This is a genomic window from Pulveribacter suum (assembly GCF_003013695.1).
In the GTDB taxonomy this organism is placed as follows: Bacteria; Pseudomonadota; Gammaproteobacteria; order Burkholderiales; family Burkholderiaceae_C; genus Melaminivora; species Melaminivora suum.
In genome coordinates, this window is the sequence record NZ_CP027792.1 from 683,922 (window position 1) to 697,500 (window position 13,579).

At 68.6% G+C, this 13,579-nt stretch carries 10 protein-coding genes (1 of these 10 running past the window's edge); 9 read left to right on the forward strand and 1 reads right to left on the reverse strand.

The features are described from left to right. Positions 1-103: 103 nt before the first annotated feature. The 3 genes from leuS (at position 104) to holA (ending at position 4,483) form a co-directional block, all read left to right on the forward strand. On the forward strand, positions 104-2,809 hold the full coding sequence (leuS, locus tag C7H73_RS03120; RefSeq protein WP_106845327.1) for a leucine--tRNA ligase: 2,706 nt from the start codon (positions 104-106) through the stop codon (positions 2,807-2,809). 29 nt (positions 2,810-2,838) lie between these two features. Then, a complete protein-coding gene (locus C7H73_RS03125; protein ID WP_106847506.1) occupies positions 2,839-3,342 on the forward strand; it encodes an LPS-assembly lipoprotein LptE in 504 nt (167 codons plus the stop codon). A gap of 76 nt (positions 3,343-3,418) precedes the next feature. Further along, a complete protein-coding gene (gene holA, locus C7H73_RS03130) occupies positions 3,419-4,483 on the forward strand; it encodes a DNA polymerase III subunit delta (RefSeq protein ID WP_106845328.1) in 1,065 nt (354 codons plus the stop codon). A gap of 59 nt (positions 4,484-4,542) precedes the next feature. Here holA and C7H73_RS03135 read toward each other — a convergent pair whose 3' ends face one another. Continuing rightward, on the reverse strand, positions 4,543-4,830 hold the full coding sequence (locus C7H73_RS03135; RefSeq protein ID WP_106845329.1) for a hypothetical protein: 288 nt from the start codon (positions 4,828-4,830) through the stop codon (positions 4,543-4,545). A 46-nt stretch (positions 4,831-4,876) separates the two neighbouring features. On the opposite strand from C7H73_RS03135, the gene C7H73_RS03140 reads away from it, so the two are divergent. The 6 genes from C7H73_RS03140 to C7H73_RS03165 all read left to right on the forward strand — a co-directional run. Then, positions 4,877-6,157, forward strand: a complete 1,281-nt coding sequence (locus C7H73_RS03140) for a glutamate-5-semialdehyde dehydrogenase (protein ID WP_106845330.1) — start codon at positions 4,877-4,879, stop codon at positions 6,155-6,157. A gap of 16 nt (positions 6,158-6,173) precedes the next feature. Continuing rightward, positions 6,174-7,646 (forward strand): Trk system potassium transporter TrkA, encoded by a 1,473-nt coding sequence (gene trkA / locus C7H73_RS03145; protein ID WP_106845331.1) that lies wholly within the window; start codon positions 6,174-6,176, stop codon positions 7,644-7,646. A gap of 15 nt (positions 7,647-7,661) precedes the next feature. Next, entirely contained in the window at positions 7,662-9,128 is a 1,467-nt protein-coding gene (locus C7H73_RS03150; protein ID WP_106845332.1) for a TrkH family potassium uptake protein, read from the forward strand. Positions 9,129-9,249: 121 nt separating this feature from the next. Next, positions 9,250-10,545: a glutamate--cysteine ligase gene (gene gshA, locus C7H73_RS03155; protein WP_106845333.1), complete on the forward strand. Its 1,296-nt coding sequence runs from the start codon at positions 9,250-9,252 to the stop codon at positions 10,543-10,545. 108 nt (positions 10,546-10,653) lie between these two features. Continuing rightward, a complete protein-coding gene (locus tag C7H73_RS03160; RefSeq protein ID WP_227001401.1) occupies positions 10,654-12,528 on the forward strand; it encodes a potassium transporter Kup in 1,875 nt (624 codons plus the stop codon). Between the two features lie 103 nt (positions 12,529-12,631). Next, positions 12,632-13,579: the 5' portion of a benzoate/H(+) symporter BenE family transporter gene (locus C7H73_RS03165; RefSeq protein WP_106845335.1), read on the forward strand. Its footprint extends 243 nt past the window's final position; 948 of the gene's 1,191 nt are visible here — the first part of the coding sequence; the start codon lies at positions 12,632-12,634; the stop codon falls past the right edge of the window.

Below are 13,579 nucleotides of genomic sequence, written 5' to 3' on the forward strand. Positions count from 1 at the left end.
TGTTTTTGAAGTCCGGCCCTTGCGGGGCGTGGGCCTAGAATCGGACACGACAGCGACGCCGCGGGCCTGCCCGGCGCACGGATTTTTCTCTTTCCCCCCAGCCATGCAAGACAAGTACAACCCCGCCGAGGTGGAGCGCGCCGCGCACGCCCACTGGAACGCGCGCGACGCCTACCGCGTGACCGAAGACGCTTCGAAGCCAAAGTTCTACGCCTGCTCCATGCTGCCGTATCCCAGCGGCAAGCTGCACATGGGCCACGTGCGCAACTACACCATCAACGACATGCTCACGCGCCAGCTGCGCATGCAGGGTTACAACGTGCTGATGCCCATGGGCTGGGACGCCTTCGGCCTGCCGGCGGAGAACGCGGCGCTGAAAAACAAGGTGCCGCCCGCGCAGTGGACCTGGGACAACATCGCCTACATGAAGCGGCAGATGCAGGCCATGGGCCTGGCCATCGACTGGAGCCGCGAGATCGCCACGTGCGACCCGCAGTACTACAAGTGGAACCAGTGGCTGTTCTTGAAGATGCTGGACAAGGGCATCGCCTACCGCAAGACACAGGTCGTCAACTGGGACCCGGTGGACCAGACCGTGCTGGCCAACGAGCAGGTCATCGACGGACGCGGCTGGCGCACCGGCGCGCCGGTGGAAAAGCGCGAGATCCCCGGCTACTACCTGAAGATCACCGACTACGCCCAGGAGCTGCTGGACCATGTGCAGCTGGGCGGCGAGAAGGCCACGCTCACCGGCTGGCCCGACAAGGTGCGGCTGATGCAGGAGAACTGGATCGGCAAATCCAGCGGCGTGCGCTTTGCCTTCCCGCATGACATCCGCGGGGCGGACGGGGCGCCGATCGAAGGCGGCCGCATGTACGTCTTCACCACGCGCGCCGACACCATCATGGGCGTGACGTTTTGCGCCGTGGCGCCCGAGCACCCGCTGGCCCAGCACGCAGCCGCCGCCAACCCGCAGCTGGCCGCCTTCATCGAGGAATGCAAAAAGGGCGGCACGACCGAGGCCGAGCTGGCCGCCCGGGAAAAGGCCGGCATGCCCACCGGCCTGCACGTCACGCACCCGCTCACCGGCGAGCACATCCCCGTGTGGGTGGGCAACTACGTGCTCATGGGCTATGGCGACGGCGCCGTCATGGGCGTGCCGGCCCACGACGAGCGCGACTTCGCCTTTGCGCTGAAGTACGGCCTGCCCATCAAGCAGGTCATCTTGGTCGATGGCGAGGCGTTCGACTTCCAGCGCTGGCAGGACTGGTACGGCGACAAGGAGCGCGCCGTCACCGTCAACTCCGACAACTTCAGCGGGCTGCCGCACAAGGACGCCGTGGCCGCCGTGGCCCACGCCCTGCAGCAAAAGGGCCTGGGCGAGCTCAAGACCACCTGGCGCCTGCGCGACTGGGGCGTATCGCGCCAGCGCTACTGGGGCACGCCGATCCCCATCATCCACTGCGCAGACTGCGGCCCCCAGCCCGTGCCCGAAAAAGACCTGCCCGTGGTGCTGCCCGAAGGCCTGGTGCCGGACGGCTCGGGCAACCCGCTGGTGCATAGCGAGGCCTTCCACGCCGGCGTGACCTGCCCGTGCTGCGGCAAGGCCGCGCGGCGCGAGACGGACACCATGGACACGTTCGTGGACTCGTCGTGGTACTTCATGCGCTACTGCGACGCGAACAACCACGAGAGCATGGTGGCCGAGGGCGCTGATTACTGGATGCCGATGGACCAGTACATCGGCGGCATCGAGCACGCCATCCTGCACCTGCTGTATGCGCGCTTTTGGACCAAGGTCATGCGCGACCTGGGGCTGGTCAAGGTCGATGAGCCCTTCACCAAGCTGCTCACCCAGGGCATGGTGCTCAACCACATCTACAGCCGGCGCACGGCGCGCGGCGGCAAGGAATACTTCTGGCCGCACGATGTGGAGCATGTGCTGCAAGACGACGGCAAGGTCATCGGCGCGCAGCTCAAGACCGCGGTGGACAGCGCCGACGGCCTGCTGCCCGTGGGCACGCCCATCGACTACGAGGGCGTGGGCACCATGTCCAAGTCCAAGAACAACGGGGTCGATCCGCAGGAGCTGATCGAGAAATACGGCGCCGACACCGCGCGCCTGTACACCATGTTCACCTCGCCGCCCGAGCTGACGCTGGAGTGGAACGACGCCGCCGTCGAGGGCAGCCACCGCTTTTTGCGCCGGGTCTGGAACTTCGGCATGAAGCTGGCCGCCATCGACCAGGCCGCCGCCCAGGCCAGCGTGGCCGGCGCCGCCCGCCTGCAGGACGTGGCCTTCGGCCCCGCCGCGCGCGCGCTGCGCCTGGAGATCCACACGGTACTCAAGCAGGTGCACTACGACTACCAGCGCATGCAGTACAACACCGTGGTCTCGGGCGCCATGAAGATGATCAACGCGCTGGAGCATTTCAGCGCGCAGGGCGACGCCGGCGGCCAGGTGGCGCTGATCGAGGGTTTTTCCATCCTGCTGCGCGTGCTGTACCCGGCCACGCCGCACATCACCCACGCGCTGTGGCAGGACCTGGGCTACGCCGCCGAGCTGGGCGACCTGCTGGACGCGCCCTGGCCCCAGGTGGACCCGTCTGCCCTGGTGCAGGACGAGCTCGAGCTGGTGCTGCAGATCAACGGCAAGCTGCGCGGCGCCGTGCGCGTGCCCGCCAGCGCCGACCAGGCCGCCATCGAGGCGGCGGCCCTGGCCAGCGAGGAATTCGCCAAGTTCGCCGAAGGCCGCGCGCCCAAGAAGGTCGTGGTCGTGCCCGGCCGCCTCGTGAACGTGGTCGTCTGACCGAATCCGCAGGACTGCCCGCCATGATGCTGCACAAGCGCACCCTTCTCGCCCTGCTGGCCACCGCGCCGCTGGCCGCCTGCGGCTTTCGCCTGCGCGGCGTGCCGCAGTTCGGCTTTTCGTCGCTGTACGTGCAGGCGCCGGCCGCCTCGCCCCTGGCGCGCGAGCTGCGCCGCACGCTCGAAGGCTCGGGCGGCGCGCTCACGGTGCTGACCGAGCCGCAGCAGCTGCCCCAGGCCCAGGCCGTGCTGGAGATCCTCTCCGAGCAGCAAGAGCGCGTGGTCGTCGGCCAGAACGCCTCCGGCCAGGTGCGCGAGCTGCAGCTGCGCCTGCGCGTGCGCTTTCGCCTGCGCGGGCAGGACGGGCAGGAGTGGATCGCCCCCACCGAGGTCGTGCAGCAGCGCGACGTCAGCTACAACGAGACCATCGCCCTGTCCAAGGAAGGCGAGGAGGCGCTCTTGTTTCGCAACATGCAGACCGACGTGGTGCAGCAGCTGCTGCGCCGCCTGGCAGCGGCCAAGGTGCCGCGTTGACTATGCTTTTGATAGCTGCTGGCGCTTGTCCAGCAAGCGCTGGAGGCCGATTTGGCTGTAACTCGGCAGGGCGCCCATGCAGCTAGCCCTGCCGCAGCTGGCCGCCCACCTGGCCAAGAGCGTGCAGCCGCTGTACGTGCTGCACGGCGACGAGCCGCTCTTGCAGCAGGAGGCGCTGGACGCCATCCGCGCCGCCGCCCGCGCGGCTGGCTACAGCGAGCGAAGCAGCTTCACGGTGGCCGGCGCCCACTTCGACTGGAGCGCCGTGCTGGCCGCCGGCGGCTCGCTGTCGCTGTTTGCCGACCGGCAGATCGTGGAGATCCGCATCCCCACCGGCAAGCCCGGCAAGGACGGCTCGGCAGCGCTGCAGCAGATCGCCGAGGCGGCGCGCGGCAATGACGGCGTGCTCACCATCGTCACCCTGCCGCGGCTGGACAAGCCCACCAAAAGCAGCGCCTGGTTCGGCGCGCTGGAAGGCGGCGGCGTGGCGGTGCAGATCGACCCGGTCGAGCGCGCCCAGCTGCCCGCCTGGATCGCCCAGCGCCTGGCCGCCCAGGGCCAGCGCGTGGCCAGCGGCGAGGCCGGCCAGCGCACGCTGCAGTTCTTCGCCGACCGGGTGGAGGGCAACCTGCTGGCCGCGCACCAGGAGATCAGCAAGCTGGCCCTGCTGCACCCTGCGGGCGAGCTGCCCGAGGGCGCCGTGGAGGCTGCCGTGCTCAACGTGGCCCGCTACGACGTCTTCAAGCTGAGCGAGGCCGTGCTGTCCGGCCAGGCCCTGCGCGTGCAGCGCATGCTCGACGGCCTGCAGGCCGAAGGCGCGGCCGCCGTGCTGGTGCACTGGACGCTGGCCGAGGACATCCGCGCCCTGAAGCGCACCCGCGACGCCCTGAACGCCGGCAAGCCCCTGCCCGTGGCGCTGCGCGAAAACCGCGTCTGGGGCCCGCGCGAGCGCTTGTTCGCCCCCATCGTGGAGCGCGCCAGCGACGCCGCCCTGTCGCGCCTGCTGCAGTCCGCGCACACCGTGGACGGCATCGTCAAGGGCCTGCGCGCCCCCGACTGGCCGCAGGACGCCTGGCAGGCCCTGCAGCGCCTGGCGCAGCAGGTGTGCTGGGTGGCAGGCACTGCACCTAAAAGAGCATGAAAAATGCCTCCAGCCCTTGCTGGAAAAGCGCCGGCAGCTATCAATAGAGAAGCGAACAATCAGCCGGCGGCCAGCGCCGCCTGCGCCTGGCCCGCCCACTGCCCCAGGCCGTCCACCAGCGCCTGGTGGCTGAACGAGCAGCTTTCCTCGGTGAACAGCGCGCCGGCCTCCAGCCGGTCCAGCAGGCCCAGCAGCACCTCGCCGTAGCGTGGGGGCAGGGCGGCCAGCAGCACGGCGTGGCCGCGGGCGGCCTGGCTGAAGGCGTGGTTGGTGAGGCGCAGGTCGGCCAGCTGGCGCAGGTCGGACTGGAAGTTGTGCAGCTGCTGCAGGGCAAGGGAGGCGGTCATGGCCGGCGAGCGTAGCGGTTGAACGCGATGCGTCAAAATCGCGCCCATGAACGCGCTCAACATCGCTGAATACACCCAGACCCTCGGTTTGCAGGCAAAAGCGGCCTCCGCGCTTATGGCGCAAGCGCCGGCAGCTATCAAAAACAAAGCACTGCTGGCCCTGGCCCGGCTGCTGCGCCAAAGCGGCGAGCCGCTGGCCGCCGCCAATGCGCTGGACCTGCAGCGCGCCCGCGCGGCCGGCCTGGCCGAGCCGATGGTGGACCGCCTCAAGCTCACGCCCCGGGTGCTGGAGACCTGCGCCTTGGGCTGCGAGCAGCTGGCCGCCATGGCGGACATCATTGGCGAGACGCAGGGCATGGTGCAGCAGGACAGCGGCATCCGCGTGGGCCGCATGCGCGTGCCCATCGGCGTGTTCGGCATGATCTACGAGAGCCGGCCCAACGTGACCATCGAGGCGGCCAGCCTGTCCATCAAGAGCGGCAACGCGGCGATTTTGCGCGGCGGCTCGGAGGCGATTGACTCCAACCGCGCGCTGGCCGCGCTGGTCACCCAGGCGCTCACCGAGGCCGGACTGCCCGCGCACGCCGTGCAGCTGGTGGAGACCACCGACCGCGCCGCCGTGGGCCAGCTGATCGCCATGCCCGAATACGTGGACGTGATCATCCCGCGCGGCGGCAAGGGGCTGATCGAGCGCATCAGTGCCGAAGCGAAAGTGCCCGTCATCAAGCACCTGGACGGCAACTGCCACACCTATGTGGACGACCCCTGCGACATCGACATGGCCGTGCGCGTGGCCGACAACGCCAAGACCAGCAAGTACAGCCCCTGCAACGCCACCGAAAGCCTGCTGGTGGCGCGCGGCGTGGCGGACGAGTTTTTGCCCAGGATCGGCGCCATCTATGCCGCCAAGGGCGTGCAGATGCGCGGCTGCCCCGAATCGCTGGCGATTTTGCGCGCAGTGCAGGGCGCCGACCTGGCCGAGGCCACCGAGCAGGATTGGAGCGAGGAATACCTGGCGCCCATCATCAGCATCAAGGTGGTGGCCGGCATCGACGAGGCTATTTGCCACATCAACCGCTACGGCAGCCACCACACCGACGCCATCCTGACGCGCGACCACCTGCACGCGCAGCGCTTTTTGCGCGACGTGGACTCGGCCAGCTGCATGGTCAACGCCAGCACGCGCTTTGCCGACGGCTTCGAGTACGGGCTGGGTGCAGAAATCGGCATCAGCACCGACAAGTTCCACGCCCGCGGGCCGGTGGGCATCGAGGGGCTGACCTCGCTCAAGTGGGTGGTGCTGGGCGAGGGCGACGTGCGCGTTTGACGCGCGCGACCAAGCCATGAAGATCATCATCCTCGGGGCCGGCCGCGTCGGCCAGAGCGTGGCCGAGAGCCTGGTGTCGGAGAAGAACGACATCACCGTCATCGACACCGATGCGCGCCGCCTGCGCGAGCTGCAGGACCGCTACGACCTGCGCGGCGTGGTGGGCAACGGCATCGACCCGGCCGTGCTGGCCGAGGCCGGCGCGCGCGACACCGACCTGCTCATCGCCTGCGCCGCGCAGGACGAGACCAACCTGGTGTGCTGCAAGGTGGCGCAGCTGGTCTTCAGCATCCCCACGCGCATCGCGCGCGTGCGCTCCTCGGGCTTCGCGCTGGAGGAGGGCAGCGGCCTGCTGGGCAAGGACGGCTTCGGGGTGGACCGCATCATCTGCCCGGAGGAGTCGCTGACGCGCTACATCGGCAAGCTGGTGGAGTACCCCGAGGCCCTGCAGGTGCGCGAATTCGCTGGCGGACGGGCCTGCCTGGTGTCGGTGCGCGCGCGCGCCGGCGCGCCGCTGGTGGGCATGCAGATCGCCACCATGCGCGAGTCGGCGCCGGACGTGGCCATGCGCATCGTGGCGATCTACCGGCGCTTTCCCGATGAGCCCGACCGCTTCGTGCCTTGCGACGGCTCCACGCGCGTGGAGCCGCTGGACGAAGTCTTCGTGCTGGCCGGGCGCGAGCGCGTGGCGCAGATCCTGTCGTCGCTGCACTGCCGGGGCGGCCAGCCCACGCGGCCCGTGCGGCGCATCATGATCGCCGGTGGCGGGCGCGTGGGCCTGCGCCTGGCGCGCCAACTGGGCCAGCAAGGGCGCTTTCACATCAAGGTGCTGGAGGAAGACGCCGGGCGCTGCATGCAGCTGGCCTCCGAGCTACCGCCCGATGTGCTGGTGCTCAACGGCGACACCACCGACGAGGACCTGCTGGCCGGCGAGGGCATCGAGGAGGTGGACCTGTTTTTGGCCCTGACCGACGACGACGAAGACAACATCATGGCCTGCCTGCTGGCCAAGCGCATGGGCGCCAGCCGGGTGCTGGCGCTGATCAACCGGCGCAGCTACGCCGACCTGATGCACGGCACGCAGATCGACATCGCCCTGTCGCCGGCGCAGGCCATGCTCGGGGAGCTGTTGGCCTACGTGCGCCGCGGCGACGTGCAGGCCGTGCACAGCCTGCGCCGGGGCGTGGCCGAGGCGCTGGAGATCGTGGCGCGCGGCGACCGCAAGACCTCGCGCGTGGTCGGCCGGCGCGTCGATGAGATCCGCCTGCCCCCTGAGGTGCACATGGGCCTGATCGTGCGCGGCCTGCCCGATGCGGCGCCCGCAGAGGCGGGGAGCGCCGCACCCGAGCCGCTGCCCGAGCCGCAGGTCATCATCCCGCGCAGCCACACCGTGATCGAGAGCAACGACCACGTGGTGTTCTTCCTGCCGCACAAGCGCCTGGTGCGCGAAGTCGAGCGGCTGTTTCGCGTCAGCGCCACATTTTTCTGACCGCGCTGTCCGCCCATGTCTGATTTGCTGCCCGTTCTGCGCGTGCTCGGCGCTCTGCTGGCCATGTTTGCGCTGTCGCTGCTGGTGCCGCTGGCCGCGTCGCTGTGGGCCGGCGAGGCGCTGTGGCATGAATACGCTCTGGCCATGGCCGTCACGCTGGGCGTGGCCGCCATCTTGTGGTGGGGCCTGCGCGAGCACCGGCGCGAGCTGCTGCCGCGCCACGGCATCATGCTGGTGTCGCTGGTGTGGGTGGTCACGCCGTTCTTTGCGGCGCTGCCGCTGCTGCTGGTCATGCAGGAGATCGGGCGGCCGCTGTCGTTCACGCACGCGTACTTCGAGGCCGTCTCGGGCCTCACCACCACCGGCTCCACGGTGCTGTCGCGCCTGGACGAGCTGCCGCTGTCGGTGAACATGTGGCGCACCTTCATGCAGTGGATCGGCGGCATGGGCATCCTGATCCTGGCCGTGGCCATCCTGCCGGTGCTGGGCGTGGGCGGCAGCCAGCTGTTCAAGGCCGAGGCCGCCGGGCCGGTCAAGGACACCAAGCTGACCCCGCGCATGACCGAGACGGCCAAGGGCCTGTGGGGCGTGTACGTGGTGTTCTCGCTGGCCTGCGCGCTGGCCTACTGGTCGGCCGGCATGACGCCCGAAGACGCCGTCATGCACATGTTCGCCACGGTGAGCTTAGGGGGGCTGTCGCCGCACGACGCGAGCTTTGGCTACTTTGCCTCGCCGCTGCTGGAGTGCATCGCCCTGGTGTTCATGCTCGGAGCGAGCTGCAACTTCGCCCTGTACTTCGTCGCCCTGCGCAAGGGGCACTGGCAGGGTTTTTGGCGCGACGAGGAGATGCGCGCCACCATCGGCGCGCTGCTGGGCGGCGGCCTGCTGGTGGCGCTGCTGCTGTGGGCCAAGGGCATGTACGGGCCGCTGGAGGCGCTGCGCTTGGGGCTGTTCCACGTGGTGTCGGTGGCCACGACCACCGGCTTTGCCACCACCGACTACCTGGCCTGGCCGGTGTTCGCCCCGGTGTTCATGCTGCTGTTGTCGGGTGTGGCCACCAGCGCCGGCTCCACGGGCGGGGGCATCAAGATGGTGCGCATGCTGATTTTGCTCAAGCAGGCGCGGCGCGAGATGACGCGCACCGTGCACCCGCGCGCCGTGCAGCCGCTGCGCCTGGGCGACAGGGTGGTGGACAACCGCATGGTGTTCTCGGTGCTGGCCTTCATGCTGATGTATGGCGCCACCGTGATCGTGCTGAGCATGGTGCTGCTGCTGACCGACCTGGACATGGTGACGGCGTTTTCCGCCGTGCTGGCCAGCGTGCATTGCACGGGCCCGGGCCTGGGGCTGCTGGGGCCCACGTCCAACTACGCGGTGCTGACCGATTTTCAGCTGTGGGTGTGCACGCTGGCCATGCTGCTGGGCCGCCTGGAGATCCTGAGCTTCATGGCGCTGCTGACGCCGGCCTTCTGGCGTCGGTGAAAAAGCGCAGGGAGGCAGGCGCGGCGAAGAAGCGCAGCAGACAAGCGCAGGAAAAGTGCGTACAGGAACGGTGCATACCCGTCCCTACAATGGCCCGCTTGACCGCAACCGCAGGGCTTTTATGGTTCCGCACCTCATCACCGCGCTCACCGGCCCGATCAACGAGCTGGAGCAGCGCATCCTCGACTCCATGCCGGCCATCGAGCGCTGGTTCCGCCTGGAGTGGATGGAGCACACGCCGCCGTTCTACAGCTCCGTGGACATCCGCAACGCCGGCTTCAAGCTGGCGCCGGTGGACACCAACCTGTTTCCCGGCGGCTGGAACAACCTGACCGACGAGATGCTGCCGCTGGCAGTGCAGGCAGCCATGGCGGCCATCGAGAAGATCTGCCCCGAAGCGCGCAACCTGCTGATCATCCCCGAGAACCACTCGCGCAACACCTTCTACCTGGCCAACGTCGCGCAGCTGGTGCGCATCTTCAACATGGCCGGGCTGCACGTGCGCGTGGGCTCAGTCAGCCCGGACATCAAGAAGACCACCACCATCGAGCTGCCGCATGGCGAGCGCGTGGTGCTCGAGCCGGTCATCCGCACGCGCCACCGCCTGGGGCTCAAGCATTTCGACCCCTGCACCATCTTGCTCAACAACGACTTGTCGGCCGGGGCGCCGGGCATCCTGGAAGAGCTGTACGAGCAGTACCTGCTGCCGCCCCTGCACGCCGGCTGGAGCGTGCGCAGGAAGAGCCGCCACTTCCAGAGCTACGAGGAGGTGGCCAAGCGCTTTGGCAAGATGCTGGGCATCGACCCCTGGCTGATCAACCCCCTGTTCACCCGCGCCGAGGGCGTGGACTTCAACGAGGGGCTGGGCATGGAGGAGCTGCGCGCCGCCGTGGACGCCACGCTGACCAAGGTGCGGCGCAAGTACAAGGAATACGGCATCAACGAAAAGCCCTTCGTCATCGTCAAGGCCGACAACGGCACCTACGGCATGGGCATCATGACCGTGCGCGACGCCAAGGAGCTCGATGGCCTGAACCGCAAGACGCGCAACAAGATGGCCGTCATCAAGGACGGCCAGCCGGTGCATGACGTGATCGTGCAGGAGGGCGTGCTGACCCAGGAGCGCGTGCACCAGGCCGTGGCCGAGCCGGTGGTCTACATGATGGACCGCTACGTGGTCGGGGGCTTCTACCGCATGCACGCCGAGCGCGGCACCGACGAGAACCTGAACGCGCCGGGCGCCAGCTTCGTGCCGCTGGCCTTCGAGCACAGCACCCGCCTGCCCCAGCCGGGCGCACGCCCGGGCGCCAGCGCCCCCAACCGCTTCTATATGTATGGCGTGGTGGCGCGCCTGGCCATGCTGGCGGCCAGCTATGAGCTGGAGGCCACCGATCCGGAGGCCGAGGTCTACGACTGACCGGCTGACCCCTGCATGCGGCGCGCACGGCGCCTGCGCCACGCGCACAATGGCGCCCATCGCAACAGACGGCGGCCGGGCGCCCGGCTCGTGCCGCCTTTTCCTGCCGTGCAACACACCAATCAATCGTCGCTTCCGGCGCTCACCCTGGGCGCCATCGGCGTCGTCTATGGCGATATCGGCACCAGCGTGCTGTACACGCTCAAGGAGGTGTTCGGCTCCGGCCACGTGCCCTTCACGCCGGCCAACGTGTACGGCGTGCTGTCCATCGTCTTCTGGACGCTCACGATCATCGTCTCGCTCAAGTACGTGACGCTGGTGCTGCGCGCCGACAACGAGGGCGAGGGCGGCCTGGTGGCCATGCTGGCCCTGGCGTCCCGCTCGGTGAAGGACAAGGCGCCCGCGCTGCGCAAGTGGATGCTGCTCATCGGCATCTTCGGTACCTGCCTGTTCTACGGCGACGGGGTCATTACCCCGGCCATCACCGTGCTGTCGGCGGTGGAGGGGCTGGACGTGGTCTCGCCGGCGTTCCGCCGCGCCGTCATCCCGCTGACCCTGGGTATTTTGCTGGTGCTGTTTCTGGTGCAAAAACGCGGCACGGCCGGCATAGGCAAGTTCTTCGGGCCGATCATGGTCGTGTGGTTCATCGCCATCTCGGCGCTGGGCCTGTACCACATCGCCGGCCACCCCGAAATCCTGGCCGCACTCAGCCCGCACCACGCGCTGCGCTTCATCTGGCAGCACCCGGGCATCAGCTTCATCATCCTGGGCGCGGTGGTGCTGTGCGTGACGGGCGGCGAGGCGCTGTATGCCGACATGGGGCACTTCGGCCGCAAGCCCATCCGCATCGCCTGGTTCTCCATCGTCATGCCGGCGCTCACGCTGAACTATTTCGGCCAGGGCGCGCTGCTGCTGGCGCGGCCCGAGGCGGTCAAAAATCCGTTCTTCATGATGGCACCCGAGTGGCTGACGCTGCCCCTGGTCTGCCTGGCCACCGTGGCGGCGGTGATCGCCTCGCAGGCGCTGATCTCCGGTGCCTTCAGCGTGACCAAGCAGGTCATTCAGCTGGGCTACCTGCCGCGCCTGAAGATTTGTCACACCAGCAGCCGCGACCGGGGGCAGATCTACCTGCCTTTCGTGAACTGGAGCCTGTTCGTGATGATCGTGCTGGCGGTGGTGCTGTTTCGCTCATCCTCCAACCTGGCGGCGGCCTATGGCATCGCGGTAACGCTGGACATGACCATCACCACGGTGCTCACCTTCTTCGTGGTGCGCTACGGCTGGGGCTACCCATTGGCGCTGGCGGCAGCAGCCACCGGCTTCTTCCTGACCATCGACCTGGCCTTCTTCAGCTCCAACCTGCTCAAACTGGTGGACGGCGGCTGGTTCCCGCTCTTGATCGGCGGCGCGGTGTTCATCCTCATGACCACCTGGAAGGACGGACGCGAGCTGCTCACCCGCACGCTGCGCGAGAGCTCCATCGACTTGCGGTCCTTCCTGAACGCGGTCTTCATCAGCCCGCCGGCGCGGGTGGAGGGCACGGCGGTGTTCCTGTCCGCCCAGCCGGGCCTGGTGCCCAACGCGCTCATGCACAACCTCAAGCACAACAAGGTGCTGCATGCGCAGAACCTGTTCGTCACGGTGCGCAACCACGAGGTGCCCTGGATTGGCATGGAGCAGCGCCTGCAGCTGGAGCCGCTGGGGCGCGGCTGCTGGCAGATCGTGCTGAACTATGGCTTCAAGAACGACCCGGACCTGCCCAAGGCACTGCAGCTGCTGGCCGCGCGCGGCATCGAGCTGGAGACGATGACGACCAGCTACTTCCTGTCGCGCGACATCGTCACGCCCACCCTGGGCTCGGGCCTGGCGCCCTGGCGCGAGAAGCTGTTTGCCCACATGCACCACAGCGCCACGGCGGCGGCGGAGTTCCTGAACCTGCCCAGCAACGCGGTGGTGGAGCTGGGCTCCGTGGTTGAAATATGAGTCATTTTGGCCTCTAGCCCTTGCTGCATAAGCGCTGGCAGCTATCAAACTTGAGACAGCCCGCACCAGCGCGGCGGCGCGGCCGGTGCCACAATCGGCCGCCATGCGCTTTTTCAAAGACCTGAGCCTGTCGGCCGCCACGGCGGGTTTCGTTGCCGTGCTGGTGGGTTTCACCAGCTCCGTCGCCCTGGTGTTCCAGGCCGCGCAGGCCTTCGGCGCGACGCCGGCGCAGACCACCTCGTGGATGTGGGCGCTCGGCCTGGGGATGGGACTGTGCTCGCTGGTGCCCTCGCTCATCCTGCGCCAGCCGGTCATGGTGGCCTGGTCCACGCCTGGCGCGGCAGTGCTGGCAGCGGCCGGAGCGTCAGGCACCTTCGGCATGGGCGAGGCGGTGGGCGCCTTCATGGCCTGCGCCGCGCTCATCACGCTGGCGGGCGTCACCGGCTGGTTCGAGCGCGTCATGAACCGCATCCCCATGGAAATCGCCTCGGCCCTGCTGGCCGGCGTGCTGGCGCGCTTTGGCATGCAGGCCTTCTCGGCGCTGCAGACGGCCCTCGGACTGGTGCTGGCCATGCTGCTGACCTACCTGTTGGCGCGCCGCCTGCTGCCGCGCTATGCCGTGGTGCTGACGCTGGCCGCCGGCATCGTATGGGCGGCCGCGGGCGGAAAGATGCAGTGGTCGGCCGTGCAGCTGGAGCTGGCGCGCCCGGTGTTCACCGCGCCGGTGTTCACCTTCCAGGCCTTCATGAGCCTGGCACTGCCGCTGTTCATCGTCACCATGGCCTCGCAAAACCTGCCCGGCGTGGCCGTCATGCGCGCCACCGGCTACCAGCTGCCCGTGTCGCGCCTGATCTCCATGACGGGGCTGGCCACCCTGGTGCTGGCGCCCTTCGGGGCCTTTGCGCTGAACTTCAGCGCCATCACCGCCGCCATCTGCATGGGTCCGGAAGCGCACCCGGAGCGCGAGCGGCGCTATGCCGCAGCCGTGTCCTGCGGACTGCTGTACGTGCTGGTCGGCATCTTCGGGGCCGTGGTCACCGGCCTGCTGACG

What these genes read in the sequence shown, in the direction of transcription:
- leuS (WP_106845327.1), top strand. Translation starts at nt 104, where the DNA reads ATGCAAGACAAGTACAACCCCGCCGAGGTGGAGCGCGCCGCGCACGCC.
- holA (WP_106845328.1), top strand. Translation starts at nt 3,419, where the DNA reads ATGCAGCTAGCCCTGCCGCAGCTGGCCGCCCACCTGGCCAAGAGCGTG.
- C7H73_RS03135 (WP_106845329.1), bottom strand. Translation starts at nt 4,830, where the DNA reads ATGACCGCCTCCCTTGCCCTGCAGCAGCTGCACAACTTCCAGTCCGAC.
- C7H73_RS03140 (WP_106845330.1), top strand. Translation starts at nt 4,877, where the DNA reads ATGAACGCGCTCAACATCGCTGAATACACCCAGACCCTCGGTTTGCAG.
- trkA (WP_106845331.1), top strand. Translation starts at nt 6,174, where the DNA reads ATGAAGATCATCATCCTCGGGGCCGGCCGCGTCGGCCAGAGCGTGGCC.
- C7H73_RS03150 (WP_106845332.1), top strand. Translation starts at nt 7,662, where the DNA reads ATGTCTGATTTGCTGCCCGTTCTGCGCGTGCTCGGCGCTCTGCTGGCC.
- gshA (WP_106845333.1), top strand. Translation starts at nt 9,250, where the DNA reads ATGGTTCCGCACCTCATCACCGCGCTCACCGGCCCGATCAACGAGCTG.